We start from the raw sequence: 24,063 nt of genomic DNA, 5'->3' as shown, positions 1-24,063 counted from the left end.
TGAGTTAGAGGAGGCGGACTAATGTCAAAAGTATTTGATATCGCATTTAAGCTGGGCGCTGAATTGACGTCCGGCTTTAATAGTGCGTTTAAACAAGCGGACGGTCAGATGTCCTCGTTGATCAGCACCGGAGAAAAGCTACAGAAAAGCGGAAAGGCGATGTCTAAAAACGTCACGGTTCCACTTGTCGGGGCCGGCGCAGCAGTAACAAAATTCGCTATTGACCAAGAAGCAGCTTTTGCTCAGGTTACTACTTTGCTGGACGAATCCTCTACAGATTTCAAACAGTACAACAGTGATATCCGTAAGCTATCCTCAGAGATGGGGATCGCGTTTGAGGATGTAGCTGAGTCTGTTTATTCCTCCATGTCTGCGGGTCAGCATCAGGACGATGCGATTGAGTTCACTCGTCAGATGTCCAAGCTGGCAGGCGGCGGGTTCACGGAAGTTTCCAAAGCCGTGGATGTAACTACCACCGCGCTTAACGCTTACAAATTGGAGTCTTCTGAAGCGCAAAGCATATCCGACATGCTGATCACCACTCAAAACCTTGGTAAAACGACGGTGGATGAGTTATCTGCTTCGATGGGTCAAGTTATCCCTGTAGCAGAAGCACAAGGCGTTGGCTTTGATCAGTTGAGCGCCAGCTATGCCGCGCTCACGAAAAACGGATTGGCGACTTCTGAAGCGGGCACCTACATGCGGGCGATGTTTGGGGAATTGGGCAAAGCGGGCTCCAAAACTGACAAAATACTTCGCGGAAAGACAGGGAAATCTTTTTCCGAGCTGATAGAGTCAGGGAAAAATACAGGAGACGTGCTCTCGATTTTGCAAGAAGAAGCAGAAAATAGTGGATTGAAATTATCCGACTTATTTGGTTCTGTGCAAGCCGGCGGCGCAGCATTGACACTAGCAGCAGGTGGAGGGAAAGAATTCCAGCAATTTCTGGGAGAGATGCATGACTCGGCCGGCGCGACCGAGAAGGCATTCGAGACGATGGCAGGCACCACGGCGGACAAGATGTCTGTCACGTGGACTACCATAAAAAACGTTTCTGCGCAGTTTGGCGATGTACTCCTGCCTATGGTGACGACAGTAGTAGAGCATATCGGCAAGATAGTGTCTAAATTTGATGATCTTAACCCGACGATGCTCAGGGTTATTGTAGCCATTGCGGCTATTGCAGCGGCTATCGGCCCGGTAATCGGGTTTATTGGTACGGCTATCATCTTCTTTGGGAAACTGACGGGCGTCATTATGCCGATGATTGGAGCTATTACCAAAGCGGGTGGATTGTTCGCTTTTCTTAAGGGGGCCATAGCGGCCTTTTTAGGTCCGGTCGGCATAGCGATTGGAGTCATTGCCATTCTGACCACCGGGTTCATTCTTCTCTATAAAAAGTCGGAGACATTCCGGCAAGGATTAAAGTCTCTGGGAAAAGGTGTCCAGAGTATATTCGGCAGTATAGTAGATTTTATTACACCAGCTTTTGGCGCATTGGTAAATCTATTTAATGAACTCAAAGGAAAAGTGATGTCGTTCATCGCAGAAGACGGCGCGCGGCTGATCCAGGCCTTCCAAAACATCGGGAAGTTTATTGCTGTTGTGGCTCAAGGTATTTGGTTTGTAATTAAATTCGTCTTTGACGGCATTTTATCTATCATCAGCTTTATCATGCCTGCAGTTTTGGCTATCATACAGTCTGCCTGGGGCAACATCAAAGGCGTCATATCGGGAGCACTTGATGTAATCATGGGATTGGTCAAGGTGTTCAGCGGCATCTTTACAGGAGATTTCGCAAAGATATGGGAGGGTGTCAAGCAGATCTTCTTTGGTGCTATTACGTTTATATGGAATTTCATTCAGCTGCAGTTCTTCGGAAAGATTCTCGGAGGATTGAGAGTGTTTGCCGGCGGCTTCAAGAGTATGTTTTCTGCTTTATGGAATTTCGTGAAAAACTCTGCATCGAATGCCGGAACGAGCCTCGTCAATACGTGGGGCAAGATCAAGACTGCGGTTTCTGGATTGGCCAAAGGGCTGAGGGATAAAGTCAGAGGTTACTTTGATGATATGGTCGGCTTCGCGAAAGGCCTGCCAGGCAAGATGAGAGACGGAATTGTCAGCATGTCTAAAAAGGCTGTCGACGGAGTCCGCGCACTTGGTAATTCCGTAGTAGGTAAATTCGGATCTGTACTAAACGGCTTGGTAAGAGGGCTTAATAACATCACTGGAAAACTGGGTATCACTGCCAAAATCACCGAATGGACAGTGCCTCAGTACGCTCATGGTACAGGTGGTCACCCTGGAGGTTTGGCAGTTGTCGGAGACGGTACTGGCTCTTTGCGAGGGAGTGAATTAATCACCACCCCTGACGGACGTTCTATGCTGAGTCCTGATACACCTACTATGCTTAATCTGCCGAAAGGCACGCAAATTCTTTCGGCCCCAGAGACACGAGAGGCACTAGAAGCCGTGCCGCATTACGCCAAAGGAACAGGAGTTGTCGATTGGGTAAAAGGCAAAGCGAAAGGATTCGCTAATGCAGTTTCTAATGTTTGGGAATATGCAACGAATCCAAGTAAGTTGCTGAATCTGATTCCGCTCCCGAGCCTGGACGGCGTCACTGGCACGATGGGGACTCTCGTTCGAGGTGCTTTCAGCTTTGTGAAATCGAAGAGTTTGCAGTACGTTAAAGATATGTTCGGCAAAGCCTCGCCTCCTCCAACTAATGGCGCAGGCGCTGATTACGGCTCTTGGGGATCAGGGCCTGGAGGAGCAGGTGCAGGCTTCCCGCGCCCTCCATTCGGGTTCTCTTCCGGCTGGGGTTGGCGTATCCATCCGATCACTGGTAAAAGAAAGTTCCACAACGGTATTGACTTTCCCGCTCCTTATGGGACGCCTATACCTAACCAGGTGGCAGGTGTCGTTGTCAGAGCCGGCGTGGAAACCGGCCGCGGAAACTTTGTGCAGGTGCGATCCGGAGGATTGGATCGAGTCTATCAGCACAACAGTCGTAACCTAGTGCGTGCAGGACAGTCGGTCGCCAGAGGGCAAACGGTCGGGTTGGTCGGTTCTACTGGATGGAGTACCGGCAACCACTTGCATTACGAAGTATGGCGCGGCGGCAAGCCAATTAATCCGCGTGGTCTTGCAGACGGCGGAGAGGTTTACAATCCCGAACTTGTCTGGGTTGGAGAAGGTAAGTACGCGGAGTCTGTCATACCGTGGAATAACAGCGAACGAAGCAAATCGCTGTGGCTCCGTGCGGGTCAAAAGATCGGTATGATTGGCAATACACCTTTGCGGACCGGAAAGAAATCCGCTGAAGGTCCGTTGTCCGTCTCATCCAGAAAGTTTTCTGCAGCGCGAGGGGTCGAAGGAAAGATGGTTCATATCGAAGTCAACAACTCGCCGGTCTATCACATTGATGGATCAAATGCTCATGAAGTACAGCGAACCGTTGAAAGAGGAAACGATGATTTGCTTTCACGAATCGAAGAGCTGAGAAAGAATGAAAGGAGGTTGGCGTTCGATTGAAGATATATTCTACAATTCAGGGTGACAGTTGGGATTTAATTTGCTACAAAAACTACGGCACTGAATTGGTGATGCATAAAGTGATGGACGCCAATCCTCACTTGACCGACATTGCTATATTTGGCGCTGGCACGCTGATCAAGCTTCCTGAATTGGATCCAACAGAAGAGTTGCAAGACTTGCCTCCATGGGTGATACCATGACCAATACACGCCGCACAAGAGTGCTCATCGAGTATCAAGGAGTCGATATCACCACGGAATTAGAAGACTATTTAAGCAACTTTGTCTTCTCGGACAATGAAGGACGGGCGGATGAAATACAGATCGACTTGCAGGACAAACGGAAACGCTGGCAGAAGCCTTGGCTTCCCGGAGATGGGGATATCATCAAGGCGACAATTAAAACATACAACTGGAATAAAAGAAACGAAGTGCTGCGTTTACGCTGCGGCACTTTTTATGTTGACGATGTGAGTTTCAAGGGGCCTCCAGACAGCGTGTCCATCAAAGCTGTATCAGTTCCGTTCGCTGCAGGCGGGAAAGACACTAAGCGGTCGAGAGCGTGGGAAGATGTATCGCTCAATACGATTGCGGGAGACATTGCGGTGGCATCGAAGTTAGCACTAATTTACGATGCCCCGAATGTTTATTATGACCGGGTGGATCAGTCAAAAGAAACTGACCTCGGTTTTCTGAAAAGGTTGGCCAAAAAAGAGGGTTTGTCCATCAAAGTGACAAACGATCAGCTAGTCGTATACCATCAGCTGACCTATGAAAAGAAAAAGGCTGTCCGTACCATCACACGGGGCGACTCAGATGTGCTTTCGTGGGATTTTTCAAAGTCAGCAGCAGAGAAGCAGTACAAAAAAGTGGAAATTACTTATTTCGATGCAGCAAAAAAGAAAAAAGTGAAATATACGTATGACGTTCCGGATGTCGCAGAAGGACCGACCCTTAAATTGAATAGGCGAGCAAAAACGATAGCCGAAGCGAAACGCTGGGCAATCATCGAAGCGCGCAATAAAAATAAAAATGGTAAAGTCGGCAAACTGACGATGGCCGGGGCGATTGATTTGGTGCAAGGTCTGACCATCGATATTAAAAACTTTGGTGCTTTTGACGGAAAGTACATCATCGAGTCATGTAGCCATAATCCTACAGGAAAATACGAAGTCAATCTCGATATCAGGGGGGTGCTTAAATATTGATATTTAACCATAATGACGATCCAAATAATGACGCTCCGTTTGAAACGATACGGATTGGAGTCGTTTCGTCCGTGGATCCGGTGAAATGCATGGCGCGCGTCATTTTTGAAGACCGTGATGAAGTGGTTTCGCATGATCTGGCCGTCATGGTGCCCCAGACGATGAAAACAAAATATTATCACCTGCCCGATATCGATGAGACGGTTGTCTGCGCATTTTTGGCCAATGGACAAGAGACCGGCGTGATACTAGGATCCATTTATTCGGAATCAGACAAAACGCCGGCTCCTATGCATAAGCGCGGCAGGAAAAGAAAAGGCATCTGGATTGACGGAAAGAATTTTATCGAATGGGTGGAAGAGAAGAAGGAGTTTTTAGTTCGTTCGGAAAAGCCTGTTCGTTTTGAAGTAAATCCTGCTTGGCCGGATTACGAAGACGACTATGATATCCCCGATTGGCCGACTCCGTACGAGCCGTACAGCAAGTAAAGGAGTGATCGTATGCTTGGTACATGGGGAGATTTAGTATTTGTTGTATCCGCTGACGAAATAAAAACGTTTGCCTCGTTTAGCCGTACAGAAACGGCGCGTTGGGCAAAACACGAAGTGCATCTGCAAAAACCGAAAGCGGAATTTATGGGGCCCGATTTAGGGACCTTGTCATTTACGATGAGTTTTGATGCATTCTTCGGCTTAAATCCGCGAGAAGAAATGAATAAGTTTATTAAATACGTGCGTAACGGTGTCGCTCACACGCTGATTATCGGCGGCAAACGTGTCGGGGTCCATAAGTGGTACATGCCTGACAATAAGCAAGACTGGAGCTTCCTGGACAACCGCGGTAACGTCTTGAAGTCCAGTATCACTGTGACAATGGAGGAATACGTATGAACGAGCTGCACACAGTGACAATTTACCCGAATGAAATAAATTTTAATCCGGTGAGTGAATTGGAAGAAATCGTACAGAACATACACACCATTGTATCCACCGTGAAATACAGCGTGCCGCTTTATCGTGAGTTTGGTGTCAATGCTACATTTTTAGACGAACCTACGCCGCTTATTAAATCTAAGTTGATCGCGGAGGTGACGGAAAAAGTGGAATACTTCGAGCCGCGTGTTTTAGTAGAAGAAATCTTAATGGAAGGAAATGAGGATGGGCGTATTATTCCGACGCTCGTCTTTAGCTTGCGCAGAGGGAGTGTGATCGATTGAAAACTGTATTGCCGGAAGTGGAATTTTTTGAAACAGATCCGGAGAAGATTATTGGCAGCTACGTGTCGACTTACCAAGAATATGCCGGAAGAAAACTGTCGCAGGCCGATCCGGTTTATTTGTTTATACTCGCTATTGCAGATCTTCATTCGCAGCTGGCTTACAAGGCGAACGACGCAGCCAAACAGACTTTGCTATATTATTCGCGGGATAATGTGCTAGATCATAAAGGTTATGCTTGGAATAACGCCCGACTTGGCAATGAGCATGCTCGCACAACTATACGGTTTCATTTGTCGGAGCCGCTGGCCGTGGCCAAGAGCATTAAAGCCGGGACGGAAATCACTCCTGATGCTACCTTGATTTTCGCGACACTGAAGGACTTGGTCATACAGCCAGGCGAGCGGTACGGCGATGTGGCAGCGGAGTGCACCCTCGCAGGTTTGATAGGTAATGATATAGCGCCTGGGCAAATTGATTCTTTAATTAACCCGCTGCCGTATGTCTCAAAGGTGGAAAATATCACGGAAACTGCAGGAGGGACAGAAAGAGAAGATGATGACAGTTACCGCGAGCGCATCAGACAATCTCCTGAGCAGCTATCTACTGCTGGCCCTGAAGGTGCGTATGAATATCATGCGAAAACAGCGTCTGCGGCCATACTGGACGTCTCTGTCGACACACCGGAGCCGGGGAGGATATTCATTGGCGTGTTATTGCGAAACGGCGAATTACCAACAGAAGAAATCTTGGAAAAAGTAAGAACCAAACTCAGCAGCAAGAAAGTGCGTCCGCTCACAGATTTTGTGGCCGTCGGATCACCTGAAGTCATTTACTATGATTTGGATATACGTTATTTCATTTCGAGCGAAGCTGAGGATAAAGCGTTGATCGAGCAAAATGTAGAAGAAGCAATACAAAAATATATCATTTGGCAGCGCTCGAAAATTGGCAGAGACATCAACCCGTCCAGGTTGATTTCAGAATGTATTCGAGCGGGAGCGAAACGAGTCGAAGTCCCCTCTCCTATCTTCACAACTGTGACGAAGGGACAAGTCGCGCATGAACAAACGGTGAACATCGAGTTTGGTGGTGTGGAAGATGATTGATTTAAAAACGGTGACGCTGCAGGATAAAATGCCGGACAGTCTTTTGCAGGATCCGGTGGTCTTTAATCTGGCCAAGACAATCAGCGAGAAGCTGAACGACTTTTCTGTCGTTGCTTACAAACTTAATTACAGTGAAAATCTTCACGACCTGCCGGAGAGCGTGATTGACCATCTGTTGTGGGAAGCGCACGTGTTTCAGGATGATGAAGGACTGCTGCTGGCCGATACACTCGAAGAAAAAACCCAGCTGCTTGAATCGTCAATCGAACTACACAGATACAAGGGAACCCCGTTCGCAGTGGAGAGAGCGCTCGAAGCGGTCAACATGCCGGGCGAAGTGACAGAATGGTTTCAGGAAAAATCAGAGCCGTACCATTTCGCAGTCGAACTGCAGGTGAACGAAAAAATAAACCGGGTCGAATCGGCAAGGAGACTGGTCTTGCATTATAAAAATAAAAGAAGCTGGTTCGATGGATTTGTTCTCGTTTTGCAGAATGGAGATTTTTTAATAACTGACGACTCCTATGACTATCCAGTCTATTACAAAACCTGCGGCGAATTTAGCGGTGAAAAAGAATTTACACACGCCGATCTCGGAGCCGTCCGACTAATTGACGACTCCTACGATTACCAAGTCGAGTATCCAGTCTACGAGCAGCCATTCGAGCAGGCGAATCTACCGCCTGTCCATATGACCAACGGCAGCTACGGTTACCAAGTCCCCTACCCAACGACAGGGGAGATGCAGACCATGTCCAAAGGCTTCACACAGTTGGAAGGCCGCGCCGTTACACAGTTTGATCAATACAACTACCCTGCCCCCTATCCGGTGTGCGGGGAGTTTTACGCGGAAGGGGAGAGTAAATAGTGAGCCACACTTATGAGATACAGGATTTTTGGGTAGACGAAGTCCGGCGCTTAGCCGCGACGATTGCGAAAAAAGCGATTGTCACCATTGCGGGCGAGGATTACGAATACCCAATCACGAAGACCGTCGAGCGAGACGGCTTTTTTAAGCATTACATCGAAGTAGAGGATGAGCCAATCGGGGACATCGAGAGGACGGTACTCGTCAATGAAAATAATATACCTCTTGCAATCGGTGAGGGAATCATCGAAAAAGGTGACGAAGGCTGGCAGTTTGCTTTTAAGGTATTTGTCTCGCTTGATAAAAAGGAAGGTGAATTGAATGGCTGAAATCATTGATATTAAGGATTTGATCGCTGCCAAGCAGACGTACAATCCGACAACCTGGTATGACAAGGTGGTAGATCCGGAGGGCGACAACAGTCACCCGGGCACCAAGTTTACCGCCCGGCGCGGGAACAAGTTGGAGCAGAGTTCGAAGTCTGCGCATGAACGGCTCAACCAAATTGTCGATTTCGTCGAAGAGTCGGATCGGACGATGAAAAACCTGCGCTTTAGCTTCCTGCTCCTGCAGGCGGCCGTCACGAGCGGAGTAGTCGCGAACATCGGCTCCAACAACTTTGAGGATCTGGACGGCGTGGACTTGATTGCCGGTGCGTACGATTCGGATTTAAGAAAGATTTATCTACCGTGAACCGGCGTAGTAATGTAAAAAGAACACGCGCAGATGGGGAAATGACCTTTCTGCTGAAAACTGAAAAGTTTATCGATTACACAATGGTGGTCACGAATAAAAATGATACGTTTCCCAAGAAGTTGCGTTTTACTTTGACCAACCGCATTGTCGATCTATCACTTGATGTATATCACAATCTGTTGCACGCTAACGAAATTTTCCCGCTTAACCGTGAGCAAATAGAGCGTAGATTGGAACTGCAAAGGCTGGCGATCACCCATCTGAAAGAACTTGACTTTTTAATACGGCTATCCAGACACCGAGGATACATCAATGACAAGGAATTAAAACACTGGAGCTATCTGATGGCTGATACCCGCAAGACAGCTACCAGCTGGCACCGGAGCGATAAAGAGCGGTACAAATAACAACATAGGGTACGATCTGACAACCCCGAACGCCGGCAATGCGAACAACGTGCGCCACGTGAACTCGGATGGGTCGCTCAACAACAACAACGCGTACAATGGCAACAACGGCGTCCGCCCCGACTTGAGATACTGCCGAAACGTAGTAAGCTGCGAGAGCGGCCGAACAAAGGTACAAGTCATTTCAAAGGAGATCGTATCCTGCGTGAAATACGCGAAAACAAGACTACTGACGCAAACGCCTATTGGATGCGCGAGCTATCAGCGGTAGGAGGATTTTTTTGAATTACGAACAGCTATGTGATTTTAACAATTTATATGACGCCTATTTGGCGTGCAAAAAGGGGAAAGGTTGGAAGAATTCGACCGCTTTATATCAGCAAGACGCTTTGTACAACACCTGGCTATTACGTGAGGAGTTGATCAAAGGACAGTATGAACTGAGCGGATACAATCTCTTTCATATTTATCACCCGAAGCCCCGCATAATAAAAAGCATTAAATTTAAAGATAAGGTAGTGCAGCGTAGTCTCTGCGACAACATTCTGACGCCTACTTTCGAGCAACATTTCATCTATGATAATTACGCCTGCCGGAAGAATAAAGGTGTGCATGCCGCGATTGACCGGACCAAGGAATATATGCGTTATCACTACAGTCGTTACGGTCTTGAGGGGTACGTGTTAAAGTGCGATATCGAGAAGTATTTCGACTCTATCGATCACGAAAAATTGAAAGTGATCGTCAGACGATTGGTCAAGGATGACCGCGTTTATGAGTTGCTTGTAAAAATCATAGACAGTACAGCTGGTTCGGGGTTGCCGCTTGGCAATCAAACGAGTCAGCTTTTTTCGTTGATCTTTTTGAGCGCCTTTGATCACTACATCAAGGAGACGTTGCGCATTAAGTGCTATCTGCGCTACATGGACGATTTCATTTTAATCGATCCAGACAAAGAATACTTGCAGTATTGCAAGAAAGAAATCGAGTTTCTGCTGCAGGATTTAGACCTTCAACTTAATCAGAAAACTCACATCTTCCCGATCAAGAACGGTTTTGATTTTCTCGGCTTTCATTTTTATTCGACTGACACTGGAAAAATCATCATGAAGCTGCGACGCGAAAGCAAAGAGTCGATGCGGCGAAAGCTTAAGAAATTCAAAGAGCTATACCGTGAAGGGAAAATCACGAAAGAGGAGATCGACCACTCCTGGAATAGCTGGGTCGGTCACGCCAAACACGGCGACACCTATTACTTGATCAAAAACATGCAGAAATACTATGACGCAATATTTGAGGAGTGACAAAATGGCTAAAAAGCTTTCTGACTTACCTATCGGCACGAAAGTCAAACATCCGGCATCTAAATACAACGGGCAACCAATTGTGTTGCAGGTCGGCGCGCAAAATCATCCGGGTTACCCGGCAGGCTCCACTACGTTTATTACGGAGCGCATCTTATCCATCAAAGCATTTGATGCTAAGGAGCCGGCAAGCAGCAATGCGGACCGACGTAGTTACGGGAACAACCGATACAACCAATCTAATATGCGGCAATGGCTCAACAAAAAGGGAACTGGTTGGTACAGCGCGCAGCACAGTGCAGACCAGGCGCCTAACACCGCAAACGTCAGTTACAACCCTTACGACACAGAAGTGGGCTTTTTATCCGGTTTCGCGCAGGAATTTATCGATGCCATCCTGCCTACCAACCTGACCGTCGTTAAAGCGTCTGTCGACGGCGGAGGAACCGAGACGACATCGGACAAGGTATTCCTGCCATCTACCACGGAGGTAGGTTTGGCAAACGAGGGCGGAGTGGCAGAGGGATCCAAGTGGCCGCTCTTCACGAGTGACGCCAGCCGGCAGGCAAATCCTACGGCGCAAGCCGTGAGCGCTTCAAACTACACAAATGCTAATTTGACGGCGGCGAAACTGTGGTATTGGTGGCTACGCACCCCGAGCGCCGGCAACGCGAGCTACGTGCGCCTCGTGATCTCGGATGGGTCGCTCAGCGTCGTCAGCGCGTACAATGGCTACAGCGGCGTCCGCCCCGCTTTGAATTTACCATCCGGCCTTGCCGTATCCGACGCGCCGGACACGGACGGCGCGTATATCCTGGAGTTTAATCAAGCCCCAAACATCACAGGGCCAAATACGACACTAGGAAATAAAACAGCGCCTTTTTCAGTGGATTACCAAGTTTCAGACCCTGAAAATGACGCAGTATCGATTGTCGAAAAACTCAACGGTACAACAATCAAGACCGAAACAAACGTCACGCAAGGCGTGAACCGAACCATCACGTTGACTAGCGAACAATGGGCCACGCTCCCGCTCAACGAAACATCCAGCATCACGATCGAAGCGACGGAAAGCAAAGGTGCGAAGTCGACCCGGATGATTACATTCGTCAAGGTCAATGCAGCCCCTTCGGCGACCGCGGTCGAGCCGAAGGGCGACCTGAGCAATCTTGCCATCGTCGATACGCTGACGCCGATCTTCGTGCACAAGTTTACGGATCCGGACACTGGTGACAGCCAATCGGCTTATCAGTACGTCATCAACAATCAGCAGGACGAGGTAGTGCACGACAGCGGCAAAAAAGTATCCACGCAGTCGTTTTACCAGTTGCCTACATCCGTCGCCAAATGGGGAGACAGACTGTCCTGGAAGGTCCGCGTATGGGATCGCTACGATGTGCCGTCCGAATATTCATTTGCGCAGTGGTTCATGCCAAATCGGCCGCCGAACGTTAGCAACGTGCAGCCGGGAAGCAATAACGCCGAAGCGCCTGCGGGAGCTTCGCTGAATCCCGAAGTAACATGGGATTTCGAGGATCTCGATCTTGAAGCGCAGGCAGGCTATCAAGTGCGCATCTACAAGCTGGCCGATGATGCGCTCGCTTATGACAGTTCCCGCGTCAATCAGGCCGTGAAAAAGCACCAGGTGCCGCAGGGGCGGTTGCTAGAAGGCGCAGAATATTACACGGTCGTGACCGTTTGGGACCCGAACGGATTGAGCAAAAACAGCGATCGTGCATACTTCCGCACTAATGCAACGCCATCCGCACCCATCCTGACAGGCCCAGTCGACAACTACCGGACGACACTCCGCCCGACGCTGATCGGTATCGTCGGCACGGATCCGGAAAACGACGGCATGCATTTCCGGATGCAGATTTCGACCGACCCGACGTTTGCGACATACGCCTATGAAAAGTCGAGCGAGACGGACCGGACAGGCTGGCAGGTAAATGGCTATGACATCCCGACTGCAGGCGTCAAAAACGACCAGCAAGGACAAAATGTCGCCTATACCATGCAGGCAGACCTGGATCGTAACAAAACGTACTACTGGCGCATGGCCGCAGTCGATGCAAGCACCGGAGCGCGCGGGGAATGGTCAGGAGTGCGCCGGATTCGCGCGGGCGATGAGTTGATCTACAAAAACAAGACGCCTATCAATACGGGCAGTGTGGCCGCTCGCAGAATCCTATTCGCCGCCGATTTGCAACTGCCGACTGACGGCACGACAAAAGCGACAGTTAAAGTGGAGTTTGCCAATAACGCCTTGGATGTCTCCCCAACATGGGAGGACGGCACAGCCAAGTTTTTGGCGATGGATTATTACGACTTTACCAACGAGACCAAGACAGCATCTGACTTTGCGATTGGCTACCGCGTGACGATTAAAGCTAACGACTCAATGGATCCAATCAGCATCTCGGCTGACGGTCTTACATTTGACTAAGGAGTGATGACACATGCAATGGATTAACCGCACGCCGCTCGACGAAGTGCGCAGGAAAGAACAGTCAGAACAGGCAAAGGATGCTCAGCTCAAGCAGCTGGGCGCCTCCCTGACACAAGAGATGCTGAAAAACGCTCAGAAGGACGTCATGATTCAGCAGCTGGGTAAAGAACTCACGGAATTGAAAATCAAAGTAAAACAATTGGAAGGGGCTGCATCACAATGACATATTGGGAACTCGCATACGGCTGGGGATGGGCCACAGCCGACCAGCTACGGCTTGCCACTAAATTAGGCGAGCTCGCAAAAGAGGATTTCGAGCGCATCACCGGAGAGCTATTTGACCCCGTCAAAGAAGAACCTGTTCCAGAGCCGGAAAAAGAACCGGTTGTGGAAGAAGAGGTTGTAGAAGAGCCTCCAGTAGCTTCGGAGGAACCAGCACCAAAGAAATAACTGACAGGACGTGTATGCCTTGGATTTGGTACAGCATTTGGAGAGAGATAAAGCACCTGGTGATCTTAAACAACTACTACTGGATGTTTATCAGGCGCAGGATACGCTGATTTGCGCGCAGCAAGAAGCGATGATGCGCTTGCTTCATGAGAACGTGGAGCAGGAGAACTTTATTAATGAAATGACGAGAATGGATATGTAAACCGAGAGCGTCCGCATGGGCGTTCTTTTTTATTTCGCGCGAGAGAAAAGGGTGTGGGGTGAGAGATGGCGCAGTCAGAGGAGGAGCTAGATATGCTTGAAAGGCACGATGAGTTGATACACCACGACATACTGCCGCGTTTGGAAAAAGTCGAGAAAGCGCAAATGGACTTTAATACGCAGGTGGAATCGATCACGAATCAAGTTACGGAAATCACGGGTCAGGTCAAGGAAATCAAGTCATCACAAACGAATTTAGAATTAACGGTGATGAAAGACGGGCAAGAAACTAGGGGTATCCTAAACAAATTTGTGGACCATTACTTCGCAGCAGACAAGCAACGCTTGCAAACAGAGCGAGATGTAATCCACGTAGATGAGCGCATTACACTTAAAAAGTTTTCTACTCGTGAAAAAATCGTATTGGGGATCGTCGGAGCGTTTGCAGGGTCGGGTGGAGTGCTTGGTGGAATTGCTGCATTAATGCAATTTATGAAATGAGAGGAGCAGTATAATGAAAATTAATTGGAAAGTACGTTTTAGAAATCCGGTATTTCTCGGTCAACTATTACTCACTGTTTTTGGTCCGGTTCTTGTCTATTACGGATTAGTGCCGACGGATATTACTTCTTTTCCTGCGTTGATCGAGTTATTAAAGGATGCGTTTTCCAATCCATTTGTAATCGGCACTATGATTTATGGTTTTTATAACGCGGTGACTGATCCGGTGACTGCTGGATTGAGCGACAGCCGGCAAGCATTGACTTACGACAAGCCAAAGGATGACAGATGGAAGGGGATGAAATAATGAGAGCGTCTGTATTTCAACTCATTTCAAAATCAGAGCGGGCTATGGGTGCGGTACATCCACGACTTAAAGCGTTGGCGATCGAATTAATCAAACGCGCTTATCATGAGGGGATCAACATCCGCATTACAGCCGGTCATCGTACCAATGCTGAACAACAGCGTCTTTACAATCAAGGGCGGTTCGGAAATCCTGGCATCATCGTGACAAAGGCGAAGCCGGGTCAGTCCATCCATAACTTCGGTTTAGCTATTGACTATGTACTCGTAAACGAGGATGACACGGACGTATCATGGGTAGTCAACAAACAGTGGCGCAGAGTAGGGGCGATCGGTAAACAGCTGGGCTTCCAGTGGGGTGGCGATTGGACAAGTTTTAGAGATTACCCGCATTTGGACTTACAACGCGGTATGTCACTAGCTGATTTGCGAGCAGGTAAACTACCCTCTTTACCGTCCGTTCCGTCGCGTCCGTATCTCGGGCAAGGCGACACAGGTGCAGAGGTTAAGTCTATGCAATCGGCACTTGTTAAGGCAGGCTATACAACTGATGTGGACGGCATCTTCGGGCAGGGTACAGAGGATGCATTGCGGACGTTTCAGGCAGCAAACGGATTGATGGTTGACGGTTTATATGGCGCATCATCTAAGCGTCTTCTGGGCAGTCCCGACATGGTAGCGGCAGTTGATATAAAAGGAGATGATGAGTTGGAGTTTAGCAGCGGATCTTTGCGTAAAGAGTTGGAGTTTAGTCTAAGCAGCCGGGCGCATCGTCAAATGATTGTGGATGCAGCACTGGCGCAAGGGTATAGCCAAGTACATGCCGAGAGGTTGGCAGATGGCAAGATTAAAGATGGAGACTTGATGGCGTTAGCTGTCGGTACGTTGATTAAAGCGAATAAATAACAGCAGCCCTCTATCCATTGTGGATGGAGGGCGTTTTATTTATCTACTATTCAAAATATTATACACGTGCTATAATCTATTTGTTGGTTCACGCCAACAGATTCCGTTCAATTCATTTGTCTGCCACGACAAAGGGCGCCTTATCCGTTAACGGGTAGGGTGCTTTTTCATTTTGCGTACTCATACCGCTTTACCTACTTCACGCAAGATGTTTAAAAACAATGGACTCATCTGCACCAATACATAACCAAGACCTGCGTTAAATATCACTTCCCAAGCCTTTTCTGATCGCCCTATCATGAAGAAGAAACAACCGCCTACCATGATTACGCTAGCAATTGGAAAACTAATCGCCACTAATATCTGTACCAGTGGATCTAGCACATTTGCTAACATATTAAGTGATGCATCGCCTATGACGCCCGTTTGAATTGCGTCACTTGTTACGGGTATCATGTCACTACTAAGGGGTGGCAAGTTATCTGGAATAAGATTAGGTGGTATATTGGCAAATACGTTCACAGGATCACTCAACGTCTGTGCAGCATCAGCAACTGCGGGTTCAGTGCTTATCGGTTCAGGCATCGTCCACACATAGGTTGCGGCACTGGCAGCTACAACGGTTCCGCCTACCAACGCTACGTCCTTCACACGTTCGCTAAAGTCCGTGTACTCCGATTCCGGCACTACTTCAATTACGCTTTTCTTTTTAAACATATAGTTTCCCCCTTTATTTTATATCGGCAATCGTAAATACCATGACCGCTTGCAGCCCTGCGCACTCTTTTTTCAGCTGATCCCTACGGTGTTCGGTAGTAGTTAGCCAAACCAAGGTGGGGAAGTGACCCAGCTTTTCCTCCACTAATCCATTATCCAATAACTCTTTGTATCGTTTAATTTTATTCCGATTCTCTTTCATCGTTTGCGTGGAGTCCACTTCCAGAAAGTTTTTCCGATCCCATGAATCGGTGAACATAGCATCCGTGACCACGGTTGCGCTGCCGTCTGATACCTTCACCTCGTTCTTCCATTCTTTCGGCTGATTGGAAAACAGCCACATTTCATTTCTCATGACAATATGCTGGACGTGGCCGCCTTTCTTTCGCACCTTCTCACAATCCACATACGCGCGGCCTTTCGCAGATAGATAGTAGATGGTCTGATAGCCTTCGCGAATGCTCATTAAGTAGTCTGATAGACTGTGGAGGATTCTATTGGTATTCCGTATTGTCCCGAGTTGAAAGGTGTAGCGGAGTTGGTCGCGCGTCATAAAGTCAAATTTCTTCAAAAGTAACAGTATCTGCTCCTGCCTTTCGTTTAGCATAAGACTTCTCCCCTTTCGCCGGAATGAATCGGATAGACGGTTCTTTGTCATCCACAACTGTTTCTCTCTTATGTGAACCGATTGCATTCTGGATCACATCTGATTTAATGAAGGGAGTCTGCAATATTTCTTTTCTGTCGGCTGTCTGATAAATGGCCCTCCCTTTAATCTGCGGGAGAGATTCCGCGCCTTCGCTATCCAATACCACGCGAGAAGCCACAGCAGACTGTACACGGAACGATAACTTTGCATCAGAGTTCTGCTTACACTGGCGCGGTATTACATCGCCAGTAGGGTACTGTGTGGCCAGTATTTGCCGGAATCCTAACCCTGCACCGAGCCGGGCGATCTGGCTCATGAGTGCCTGGCACGATTGTTTTAATTGCTTTTCTTCTTTTGTGACAGCTTCGGCAGGGTTGAGTTCACCGACTTCATCAATAAAAATAAAGTACCTATCTTTTATTCCTGCATCCTGTACATTCTTTTTACCGAGCGAGCGCATTTTAATTTGTATCTCACGCATCTTATCATAAGCAAGCTGCAGCGTTTCTAGCGCGTCCTCCGGCTCGTATGCGATAGATACCGTTTGTTTAATGTGTTCGTAGTCGCATAACTCCACACCGCCTTTTAAATCAATCAGAAAAAGGTGAGTGTGGTCTGGTCGGCTGTGGAGCAGACTTGCAATCGTACTATTAATGAAGTTTGATTTCCCGTAGCGGGTGGCACCGCCTAGCACGATGTGGGGGATCTGCTCAAAATCATGAAAGCGGAACGCGTTTTGCTCCCTGGTGACACCGACAGGCACCTTCCATCCTTCGCCCGGCTGAAAATCAATATGCTTAGGCAGCGGCTGATCGTACACGCGAATGATTAGCAAACCGTCAAAAGACAATTCGATTTCTTTTGTTTCGCTCAACTTATTCGTCCATAATGTTTTTAGAGTGTCGATGATTCCGGAATCGAACTGCAGACCCTTTAAATCGGTCAGAGATAATTTCTGCCGTCTGTTATTTAAGCCATCCTCTAAAACATGTTGCTTGTTTAAGTAATCCTCAAAACTTCTGCCAAGCGGAATTCTGTATTTATATTCCCATCCCCATTCATGTTTTTTCTTGCGGATCAGCTGGGTAGTCAATGTGTCTTTTCCGTCCTTCACATTGAGGCCGGAGAGGGAAATAATGCGCTGAATTTTGCCGGATTCGTTCGATGCGGCACCTTGCTTTTTCAGAAACGCTTTCATTGCAATCCCTCCCATGATGGAGGTCGTCAGAATTTCAAATAACACATCATCATCCTTTCGTTAAGGTAAACGCCACGGGGTTATCTATCTATAGATAGAGTTGCTTACATCGAGCAATCAAAAATAACCCGTTTTGCAGATGGCTGCAGGCTTTATAATGTCCAGATGCCATGATGGGGTGGACATTAAACAGGAATGGCATCAGGAACAGACTAGCGTGTGGAAGACGCGCCGAAAATCGTGCCGATCGGGCAGTTCATCGGGAAGTCAGTTTTCGTCTTCTTCTGGATGATGCTTGAAGTAAAAACGCAAGGCATCCCGGTATGTCCTACTACGGTCGCGCTTGGGTATTTTTTCAATCAAAACGATTAGGTCTGCATCGAATTCCGGGTGAAGTTTAGCTGCGATCTGCACTACTTTTCTTTCTGTCATCGGTTATCCTCCTTCCAACTTCTTAATAAAATTTCTAACTTTCTATAACCTATGCAGCGCGTTCAGAAATGATTCCTGTGAAATAAAAAAAGAAGAGCCGTGGCAGCTCCCCTTTTATAACTGGCATAAAAAACGGCATAAAAAACGTTTAGAAATAGCTAAAAACAAATTAATTCACAATAGATAAATCGCTGTTAAAGCCTGATTATCCGCTATATTTAAGAATATGCTAAACGTATTAGTAGACTCCCACCGTCTCCATAGTTAAATATCATGGAGTTTCATTGAACATGTGACTTTAAGTATATCTTTGCCGTACTGGCAAAGATATACTTTATTTTATTTTTGGCAGGAATATACTTAAAAAATTTAATTGAACTGAGTTTGTTATGGTTAGATATGATCTGATAAATCAATTTAGTAAAATGAGTTTAGTACAGTACATAATACATATTAATTGTAAAGAGAAAAATGATGAGGATAAATAGTGAGCCATCCATTGGTCTCGCTTTTTCATGGTATAATCTGTTAATATTAAAGGGGAGATACTGTTTACAGACAAATACCTTATAAGGGGGAAAAACATGACACATACATACTTTAGTGACAGAGAACTTGGTGCAAAGGAATTAAAATCTGAGGAAATAACAACTTCCGTTTATAATGGTTTAGTCGGTATTTATAAACGATTTGAGAAAAACTTTTCATACGATTATTCAGAGAATTGTCCCGATAATAACTTGATATGCGGTACGGATGTTCAACTTTTAAATGCGGCGATAAAAGCACAAATACCAAATATAGAAATTCCGATCAACGTAAAGTGGGACGATGAAGAGGATATCGATAAGTATGCATTACTGGACTTCATTGAATTCTGCTATTCAAAAATTGTGGATATAAGCGAAGATGATTATCACAGCTACTTCAAGCATTATCATATTTCTTTTCAAACCACAGAAAATGAAAAAGAAAAGTTTAGGTCGGAAGTAAATCAAATATTCTCAAGAAATGGAGTCTCTTTCTATTTAGATAGCGATGGTATGGTCAAGCGTCGTTTACCTACCCAACTAGACGCAGTTCTGGAGAATCTAAACATAAAATCAAAAGATGACCGTTTAAATGAATTGTTAAACTTAGCAATAGAAAATATCCGCAAGCCACAAGAAATTAACCGTCAAATCGCACTTGAAAAGATTTGGGATGCATTTGAAAGAATAAAAACGTTCTATGATCCTAACGATAAAAAGTCGTCGGCTCAAACGTTAGTTACAAATATAGCTGCCGGAACAGCAGATTTTAATCTAATACTGGATAGTGAATTCAAAAGCCTGACCGATATCGGAAATAAATATCAAATCCGACATTTTGAAGCGAATAAAATACAAATTGGTTCTTTGAAACAAGTGGATTATTTATTCTATCGGATGATAGCATTAATTGATCTATGTTTAGATAAAGTTAACAATGAAAACTAAAAGGCGGTATTTTACCCTATTGTTTTTGAAACTTAAAAGTGCTTTACTTCAATTCGGAGTAAAGCGCTTTTCATATTGAATGGGGATTGATAAAAAAGGAGTGTGGTTATATTGAAAATCGGTTTCTTAGATCCGACTGTCCTAGAGAGGTTAAAAAAGGCTATTCATGAACATAGTGACTTCTTAATACATAAATACAGTAATTTTTCTGGGAAGAAGAAAATAAGTGTGCTTTTCTCAGCAAGGGATTGGCTGCATATAGTTGTTTATGGCTTACCCTCCATCAATCTTCAAGAGAAGAATGATGACGTTAAATCCTTAAACGTGCTTCAATTCGTTTGTACAATCGATTTACTTACAGAAGCAGTCCAACAATTATACAGGGCACTTTTCAATAAAAAGAATTACCCATTATATAACGACAAGACTGTATTTAAAAAAAGCATTTCTGATGACCAATATTTTAGTCATATAAGGGCTGCATTCGGTGTTCATCCGGTTAATTTAGATAGTCATGATGGAGTAATTTCTGATAAAAAATACTTTGCTTCATGGTCTAGCAGTCATGGAAGGGGAGATTTTAGTGTTTATCTTTATAGTAACGATCCAGAGGAGAGCGACAAAGAATTAACTATATACTTTAATGAGATAATAGAGTATGCAAAAATACGTTATGAATATATTGATGAAATCACTAAAGAAATCAAAAGTCAGCAATTAGAATTCAATGATAGTTGGTCAAAAAAAGTAATACCAACTAATGATGATCCACTTGAACAGCTTAATATATTAAAAGAGGAAAATGAAAAACGTTATGGTGATTATGGATATAGACATGACATCAAGGAGTTATTAGACCTTTACACAGCACCAATGGACTTCTCTTCTGATGATAATTTGTACAGTAGATTTCTCGCAAAATTAGAACCATCCATTCGAGAAATTTATATGAACCTACAGAATATGAGAATCATTGATTTAAGCATCTATCCGTCGCCTCATTACTACGGTGTAAAAAAGTTTGACTCTTATCGATACGACATTCAAAAGATACAAGATTTTTTTGGTAATCCAGAGAGTTCATCAAGCATGGTTCCTTACCATTTAAACAATCTTATTGAGGCTGGCCTTTTACCGTCATTCGTATCGCCTTCAATGGATAAACGGGATTTAAAACTCATTATGTATAGTTTTTTAGAGAAGGAAGGGGCAAGTATTATTACGCCACACTATAAATTAATAGAGGAATTTAATGACAGCGAAATGGAAACTGTCTATATTGTTGATGATATTGGTGAATTAGATTAAGACGTAGACGGACATTAAAACTTTAAATAAACGATATATTTCAGAGCACTATGCAACACGAATGATGGTATCTCTTCGAAGATGTTATTTTGTGAAGGATTTTCACCCTCATTGCCGAATATTGTCATAAGGGGGATGAAGAAATGAATAATAACAGGAAGAATGCAGTTGCACAAATTATGGAGTTTATTGAGTCAAATGATGAGAAGGTTATACTTTTGAAAGGAACACATCAATACGAAAAACATTCATTGGTCCTAAAACTGCTTTCCGAATCTAAAGAATTTAACACGGGCCTATATCGATCAAATTCTATGCAAAACATTGCTATGCAACTTGATCATGCAGGCTACAAAGTTAAATTAAATCAGAAATTCACATCAGGAAGATTGTATAATTTAAAAGGATTGAGGATTTATTTCGATTCGTTATTTACAAGATCTACATGGAGTAATACTGCCCAGCAATTAGACTTTGCAATAATTTATCCAATGGATTCATTCTGTAGTAGTAAAAATGATTTGAAAGAGGATTTCTTGAATGATATTTTGGTCATGAAAAATATAAAGAAAAAATTTATCGTGACATGGACAGATATTAGGCATGATTATACTTGGTTGGCACCGTATGTAGATAGAACTGTCGTCTTTGATGCTGAAGAGGAAGATCCGGAATATCACAATAGGGTTATTAGAAACAGCCAAAGGAATTATTGAGTTTTAAATTCGCCTGTGAAGGTGCTTTTTTTATACCTAAAAATTCAGGAAGGCTCTTATGGGCGCTATGTGAAGTGAGTAAGAAAAAAGGGGGACACTTAGTAATATTGATAATGTGTCCCCTAAAAGCTAAATTGGCTTGTTTGAAGAAAGAATTCAACTGGGCTGGTGCCAGCGAACTTCTGTTTAAAACGTTGCAGGTATAATGTACGGCTTACTTATACTGCTCAAGTTCAAATGACGTTTTTGCTTTTTATTTATATTCTCAAGTGTTACTCAACCCGGCTTAATCTCTTCCATATATCCTTTAATATCTTCTTCTGACATTTCCCCTGTAATAATCCTTACAATTTTACCTTCCGGATTGATAAGAAAAGTCGTAGGCAGCGGTTTAACATTATAAGTTTGCATAACACTTTTCGTCTTATCGATTAAAGTAGGGAAGGTCATTCCGTATTGTCCAGCGAATGTACGAACTTTAAAATCCGATTCAGCAATATTGACCGCTAAAATTTGAACTCCTTGGTCTTTATATACCTCGTATTGTCGCCCCATCGCTGGCATTTCTTTTTTACACGGTGCACACCAAGTCCCCCAAAAGTTTAGGAAGACTCCTTGTCCTTTATACCCTGATAACTGATGTTCTTTTCCATCCAAATCAACAAGCGCGAAGTCAGGGGCATAATCTCCGACCTTTAACACATCAAATTTCTCTTTTGCAAAACCTGTGTATATTGTAAAGACAGTGGCTGCTGCCAAAAGGGATAATGTGATGACCCTGAAAATAAAGCGATTCCTCTTCTTGTTGCTCAATGATAAATGCTCCTTTCTAATTCTACAAAAACGGATCGTATGTTGAAATATCTTTATAATGATTACTATACTAAAGAACTTTGAATAAAGTGTGCAGACACAAAGAAGTCAATAACTCAAGTGAACTCAGTGATTATACCTTCATCTGCATATCTTTTTGACAATTATTTTCTATACTAATTGCATGAGGAGAGGAGAACGAACTGCTTTGAATAAAATTTCAAAAAAACTAGCTGCATACTTTATCATTTCTTTCCTTGTCCTTGAAACAATTCTGATGATGTATTTACACCAAAATATTATTCATACAAGAGTGGATGAAGAATACTCCCGCTTATTAGCGACTGGTTCGAACCATAGAAACGTCTTAATCGACTATTATTCCGATGAAACGGTCACTCATATTATACTAATGGAATCTGAGGGGGATAGAGGGGTTGTCATTACTGGAAAGAACGGTAAGATAATCCGGAGTTCAGATGCAAAGTTGGAAACCCTGCTACCTTCGCTCTCATTCTTACAAAATCCAACTGTTCAAAAAGATCAAGTAATAAAACCGGATTGGGAAGATTCGCCTTATATCATAAGTGCCCATCCATACAAGGTTGACGAGAATAATTCGGGATATGTATTGATGTTTCAAAGCACTGAACCAATCGAACAGTTAGTACGCAAGCTAAATTTCCACTTCGGTTTGGCAGGAGTAGCAATTATAATCATCCTCTTTATTATCTATTCTATTTTGTCTAAATTTCTTACTCGACCATTGATTCGAATGAAGGAAGCGACCGAGAAATTAAGCGAGGGGAAATTCGATGTTAGCCTTCCAGCAGGAGGCAATGATGAGCTTGGCGAATTATCGATTGCGATTCGGAAGCTGGCTAATGATCTGGAAAGAATGAAAAAGGATCGAAATGAGTTTCTTGCGTCCATCTCTCATGAATTAAGTACTCCATTGACCTATTTGATTGGTTATTTGAAAGTGGCTATGAGACATGAATTATCTGAAGAAGAAAGAAATCATTACCTAATGATTATTGCAGAAGAATCAAATCGAATGAAAGACTTAGTGAAAAACTTAATGGATTTAGCAAAAATGGATGAGTTGGCATTCTTAGTTTCAAAGTCGAATTTTTCATCCCGAAAATTCGCTGATGATATTTATCGACTTGTCCAACCTTCTTTTGCTTTGAAGAATGTACATCTGGATTTGATAGCCAACAAGGATTTTCAGATTCATGCAGATCCGGTGAGACTGGAACAGGTTGTACTGAATCTTTTGGACAATGCATTAAAGTATTCAAATGAAAACACGACTGTTAAGTTTATAATTTCCAAAGAACAAAAACGAACTGTCATTACAGTTGCGGATGAAGGAATTGGTATCCCGGAAGAACAAATCGATATGATTTTCGAGAAACTTTTCAGGGTTGAAAAATCCCGTTCCAGAACATTTGGCGGATCCGGTTTAGGACTTGCCATAGTGAAGGAATTGGTAGAAGCACACGGGGGTTCAATAGAAGTGAAAAGTGAGTTCGGGAAAGGTAGCGAATTTACAATTAAGATTTAAATCGGTAAGGAGTTGAACA

At 44.7% G+C, this 24,063-nt stretch carries 29 protein-coding genes; 24 read left to right on the top strand and 5 right to left on the bottom strand.

The genetic code is table 11. The annotated features are described in order from the left end of the window. The first annotated feature begins 21 nt into the window (after positions 1–21). The 20 genes from SporoP33_RS04540 (at position 22) to SporoP33_RS04450 (ending at position 15,163) form a co-directional block, all read left to right on the top strand. Complete coding sequence (locus SporoP33_RS04540; protein WP_081242632.1) at positions 22–3,537, top strand: phage tail tape measure protein; 3,516 nt, start codon at positions 22–24, stop codon at positions 3,535–3,537. After that, positions 3,534–3,740, top strand: coding sequence for a tail protein X (locus SporoP33_RS04535; protein WP_081242631.1), 207 nt, complete (start codon positions 3,534–3,536; stop codon positions 3,738–3,740). The genes SporoP33_RS04540 and SporoP33_RS04535 overlap by 4 nt, the downstream gene beginning before the upstream one ends. Then, positions 3,737–4,747, top strand: a complete 1,011-nt coding sequence (locus SporoP33_RS04530) for a phage late control D family protein (protein ID WP_196796854.1) — start codon at positions 3,737–3,739, stop codon at positions 4,745–4,747. The genes SporoP33_RS04535 and SporoP33_RS04530 overlap by 4 nt, the downstream gene beginning before the upstream one ends. Continuing rightward, positions 4,744–5,235: a hypothetical protein gene (locus SporoP33_RS04525; RefSeq protein WP_081242629.1), complete on the top strand. Its 492-nt coding sequence runs from the start codon at positions 4,744–4,746 to the stop codon at positions 5,233–5,235. Before SporoP33_RS04530 ends, SporoP33_RS04525 begins: the two co-directional genes overlap by 4 nt. Before the next feature lie 12 nt (positions 5,236–5,247). Further along, positions 5,248–5,637, top strand: a complete 390-nt coding sequence (locus tag SporoP33_RS04520) for a phage tail protein (RefSeq protein ID WP_081242628.1) — start codon at positions 5,248–5,250, stop codon at positions 5,635–5,637. Then, positions 5,634–5,963 carry a GPW/gp25 family protein gene (locus SporoP33_RS04515; RefSeq protein ID WP_081242627.1) on the top strand — a complete coding sequence of 110 codons (330 nt, stop codon included), beginning with the start codon at positions 5,634–5,636 and terminating at the stop codon, positions 5,961–5,963. Before SporoP33_RS04520 ends, SporoP33_RS04515 begins: the two co-directional genes overlap by 4 nt. Beyond that, the gene (locus SporoP33_RS04510; RefSeq protein WP_081242626.1) at positions 5,960–7,072 is read left to right on the top strand and encodes a baseplate assembly protein; all 1,113 of its coding nucleotides are present in this window, start codon (positions 5,960–5,962) and stop codon (positions 7,070–7,072) included. Before SporoP33_RS04515 ends, SporoP33_RS04510 begins: the two co-directional genes overlap by 4 nt. After that, a complete protein-coding gene (locus SporoP33_RS04505) occupies positions 7,065–7,940 on the top strand; it encodes a phage tail protein (RefSeq protein ID WP_081242625.1) in 876 nt (291 codons plus the stop codon). Before SporoP33_RS04510 ends, SporoP33_RS04505 begins: the two co-directional genes overlap by 8 nt. Then, positions 7,940–8,269 carry a hypothetical protein gene (locus tag SporoP33_RS04500; protein ID WP_081242624.1) on the top strand — a complete coding sequence of 110 codons (330 nt, stop codon included), beginning with the start codon at positions 7,940–7,942 and terminating at the stop codon, positions 8,267–8,269. Before SporoP33_RS04505 ends, SporoP33_RS04500 begins: the two co-directional genes overlap by 1 nt. Continuing rightward, on the top strand, positions 8,262–8,633 hold the full coding sequence (locus tag SporoP33_RS04495) for a hypothetical protein (RefSeq protein ID WP_081242623.1): 372 nt from the start codon (positions 8,262–8,264) through the stop codon (positions 8,631–8,633). Before SporoP33_RS04500 ends, SporoP33_RS04495 begins: the two co-directional genes overlap by 8 nt. A 41-nt stretch (positions 8,634–8,674) precedes the next feature. Beyond that, a complete protein-coding gene (locus tag SporoP33_RS04490) occupies positions 8,675–9,043 on the top strand; it encodes a four helix bundle protein (RefSeq protein WP_155961308.1) in 369 nt (122 codons plus the stop codon). A gap of 49 nt (positions 9,044–9,092) precedes the next feature. After that, a complete protein-coding gene (locus SporoP33_RS16555) occupies positions 9,093–9,314 on the top strand; it encodes a hypothetical protein (protein ID WP_369821958.1) in 222 nt (73 codons plus the stop codon). A gap of 10 nt (positions 9,315–9,324) precedes the next feature. Then, positions 9,325–10,347 (top strand): reverse transcriptase/maturase family protein, encoded by a 1,023-nt coding sequence (locus tag SporoP33_RS04485; protein WP_196796853.1) that lies wholly within the window; start codon positions 9,325–9,327, stop codon positions 10,345–10,347. A 4-nt stretch (positions 10,348–10,351) separates the two neighbouring features. Then, positions 10,352–12,796, top strand: coding sequence for a DUF6273 domain-containing protein (locus tag SporoP33_RS04480; protein WP_081242621.1), 2,445 nt, complete (start codon positions 10,352–10,354; stop codon positions 12,794–12,796). A gap of 13 nt (positions 12,797–12,809) precedes the next feature. Then, positions 12,810–13,022 (top strand): hypothetical protein, encoded by a 213-nt coding sequence (locus tag SporoP33_RS04475; protein ID WP_081242620.1) that lies wholly within the window; start codon positions 12,810–12,812, stop codon positions 13,020–13,022. Next, a complete protein-coding gene (locus SporoP33_RS04470; RefSeq protein WP_081242619.1) occupies positions 13,019–13,249 on the top strand; it encodes an XkdX family protein in 231 nt (76 codons plus the stop codon). Before SporoP33_RS04475 ends, SporoP33_RS04470 begins: the two co-directional genes overlap by 4 nt. A gap of 19 nt (positions 13,250–13,268) precedes the next feature. Next, complete coding sequence (locus SporoP33_RS04465) at positions 13,269–13,451, top strand: hypothetical protein (RefSeq protein WP_081242618.1); 183 nt, start codon at positions 13,269–13,271, stop codon at positions 13,449–13,451. A 92-nt stretch (positions 13,452–13,543) separates the two neighbouring features. Then, positions 13,544–13,951 carry a hypothetical protein gene (locus SporoP33_RS04460; protein WP_081242617.1) on the top strand — a complete coding sequence of 136 codons (408 nt, stop codon included), beginning with the start codon at positions 13,544–13,546 and terminating at the stop codon, positions 13,949–13,951. 13 nt (positions 13,952–13,964) lie between these two features. Next, positions 13,965–14,258, top strand: coding sequence for a phage holin (locus tag SporoP33_RS04455; RefSeq protein ID WP_081242616.1), 294 nt, complete (start codon positions 13,965–13,967; stop codon positions 14,256–14,258). After that, positions 14,258–15,163: a M15 family metallopeptidase gene (locus SporoP33_RS04450; RefSeq protein ID WP_081242615.1), complete on the top strand. Its 906-nt coding sequence runs from the start codon at positions 14,258–14,260 to the stop codon at positions 15,161–15,163. Before SporoP33_RS04455 ends, SporoP33_RS04450 begins: the two co-directional genes overlap by 1 nt. A gap of 180 nt (positions 15,164–15,343) precedes the next feature. On the opposite strand, the gene SporoP33_RS04445 is transcribed toward SporoP33_RS04450, so the two are convergent. The 4 genes from SporoP33_RS04445 to SporoP33_RS15935 form a co-directional block, all read right to left on the bottom strand. After that, positions 15,344–15,880, bottom strand: coding sequence for a hypothetical protein (locus SporoP33_RS04445; protein WP_081242614.1), 537 nt, complete (start codon positions 15,878–15,880; stop codon positions 15,344–15,346). 13 nt (positions 15,881–15,893) lie between these two features. Then, positions 15,894–16,433: a replication-relaxation family protein gene (locus SporoP33_RS04440; protein WP_231293329.1), complete on the bottom strand. Its 540-nt coding sequence runs from the start codon at positions 16,431–16,433 to the stop codon at positions 15,894–15,896. Between the two features lie 4 nt (positions 16,434–16,437). Continuing rightward, positions 16,438–17,727, bottom strand: a complete 1,290-nt coding sequence (locus tag SporoP33_RS04435) for an FtsK/SpoIIIE domain-containing protein (RefSeq protein ID WP_196796852.1) — start codon at positions 17,725–17,727, stop codon at positions 16,438–16,440. A gap of 267 nt (positions 17,728–17,994) precedes the next feature. Further along, the gene (locus tag SporoP33_RS15935; RefSeq protein WP_155961307.1) at positions 17,995–18,159 is read right to left on the bottom strand and encodes a hypothetical protein; all 165 of its coding nucleotides are present in this window, start codon (positions 18,157–18,159) and stop codon (positions 17,995–17,997) included. 584 nt (positions 18,160–18,743) lie between these two features. Between SporoP33_RS15935 and SporoP33_RS04430 the strand changes: the two genes are divergently transcribed. From SporoP33_RS04430 to SporoP33_RS04420, 3 genes are all read left to right on the top strand, one after another. After that, positions 18,744–19,637: an AbiJ-NTD4 domain-containing protein gene (locus tag SporoP33_RS04430; protein WP_081242611.1), complete on the top strand. Its 894-nt coding sequence runs from the start codon at positions 18,744–18,746 to the stop codon at positions 19,635–19,637. 111 nt (positions 19,638–19,748) lie between these two features. Next, positions 19,749–20,945 (top strand): hypothetical protein, encoded by a 1,197-nt coding sequence (locus SporoP33_RS04425; RefSeq protein WP_081242610.1) that lies wholly within the window; start codon positions 19,749–19,751, stop codon positions 20,943–20,945. Positions 20,946–21,088: 143 nt separating this feature from the next. Next, positions 21,089–21,661 carry a hypothetical protein gene (locus SporoP33_RS04420; RefSeq protein ID WP_081242609.1) on the top strand — a complete coding sequence of 191 codons (573 nt, stop codon included), beginning with the start codon at positions 21,089–21,091 and terminating at the stop codon, positions 21,659–21,661. 276 nt (positions 21,662–21,937) lie between these two features. Here SporoP33_RS04420 and resA read toward each other — a convergent pair whose 3' ends face one another. Continuing rightward, complete coding sequence (gene resA / locus SporoP33_RS04410) at positions 21,938–22,474, bottom strand: thiol-disulfide oxidoreductase ResA (protein ID WP_081242607.1); 537 nt, start codon at positions 22,472–22,474, stop codon at positions 21,938–21,940. Between the two features lie 208 nt (positions 22,475–22,682). Here resA and SporoP33_RS04405 point away from each other — a divergent pair, with 208 nt between their 5' ends. Then, positions 22,683–24,044, top strand: coding sequence for a HAMP domain-containing sensor histidine kinase (locus SporoP33_RS04405; RefSeq protein WP_081242606.1), 1,362 nt, complete (start codon positions 22,683–22,685; stop codon positions 24,042–24,044). The last annotated feature ends 19 nt before the right edge of the window (positions 24,045–24,063 follow it).

Source organism: Sporosarcina sp. P33 (genome assembly GCF_002077155.1).
Lineage (GTDB): Bacteria > Bacillota > Bacilli > Bacillales_A > Planococcaceae > Sporosarcina.
The sequence above is the reverse complement of the archived record's forward strand: the minus strand, read 5'-3'. Positions and strand labels throughout refer to the sequence as shown.

Coding starts and splice junctions, on each gene's coding strand:
- SporoP33_RS04540 (WP_081242632.1), top strand. CDS start 22: ATGTCAAAAGTATTTGATATCGCATTTAAGCTGGGCGCTGAATTGACG.
- SporoP33_RS04530 (WP_196796854.1), top strand. CDS start 3,737: ATGACCAATACACGCCGCACAAGAGTGCTCATCGAGTATCAAGGAGTC.
- SporoP33_RS04520 (WP_081242628.1), top strand. CDS start 5,248: ATGCTTGGTACATGGGGAGATTTAGTATTTGTTGTATCCGCTGACGAA.
- SporoP33_RS04515 (WP_081242627.1), top strand. CDS start 5,634: ATGAACGAGCTGCACACAGTGACAATTTACCCGAATGAAATAAATTTT.
- SporoP33_RS04505 (WP_081242625.1), top strand. CDS start 7,065: ATGATTGATTTAAAAACGGTGACGCTGCAGGATAAAATGCCGGACAGT.
- SporoP33_RS04495 (WP_081242623.1), top strand. CDS start 8,262: ATGGCTGAAATCATTGATATTAAGGATTTGATCGCTGCCAAGCAGACG.
- SporoP33_RS04490 (WP_155961308.1), top strand. CDS start 8,675: ATGACCTTTCTGCTGAAAACTGAAAAGTTTATCGATTACACAATGGTG.
- SporoP33_RS04480 (WP_081242621.1), top strand. CDS start 10,352: ATGGCTAAAAAGCTTTCTGACTTACCTATCGGCACGAAAGTCAAACAT.
- SporoP33_RS04475 (WP_081242620.1), top strand. CDS start 12,810: ATGCAATGGATTAACCGCACGCCGCTCGACGAAGTGCGCAGGAAAGAA.
- SporoP33_RS04470 (WP_081242619.1), top strand. CDS start 13,019: ATGACATATTGGGAACTCGCATACGGCTGGGGATGGGCCACAGCCGAC.
- SporoP33_RS04460 (WP_081242617.1), top strand. CDS start 13,544: ATGCTTGAAAGGCACGATGAGTTGATACACCACGACATACTGCCGCGT.
- SporoP33_RS04455 (WP_081242616.1), top strand. CDS start 13,965: ATGAAAATTAATTGGAAAGTACGTTTTAGAAATCCGGTATTTCTCGGT.
- SporoP33_RS04450 (WP_081242615.1), top strand. CDS start 14,258: ATGAGAGCGTCTGTATTTCAACTCATTTCAAAATCAGAGCGGGCTATG.
- SporoP33_RS04445 (WP_081242614.1), bottom strand. CDS start 15,880: ATGTTTAAAAAGAAAAGCGTAATTGAAGTAGTGCCGGAATCGGAGTAC.
- SporoP33_RS04440 (WP_231293329.1), bottom strand. CDS start 16,433: ATGACGCGCGACCAACTCCGCTACACCTTTCAACTCGGGACAATACGG.
- SporoP33_RS04435 (WP_196796852.1), bottom strand. CDS start 17,727: ATGAAAGCGTTTCTGAAAAAGCAAGGTGCCGCATCGAACGAATCCGGC.
- SporoP33_RS15935 (WP_155961307.1), bottom strand. CDS start 18,159: ATGACAGAAAGAAAAGTAGTGCAGATCGCAGCTAAACTTCACCCGGAA.
- SporoP33_RS04430 (WP_081242611.1), top strand. CDS start 18,744: ATGACACATACATACTTTAGTGACAGAGAACTTGGTGCAAAGGAATTA.
- SporoP33_RS04420 (WP_081242609.1), top strand. CDS start 21,089: ATGAATAATAACAGGAAGAATGCAGTTGCACAAATTATGGAGTTTATT.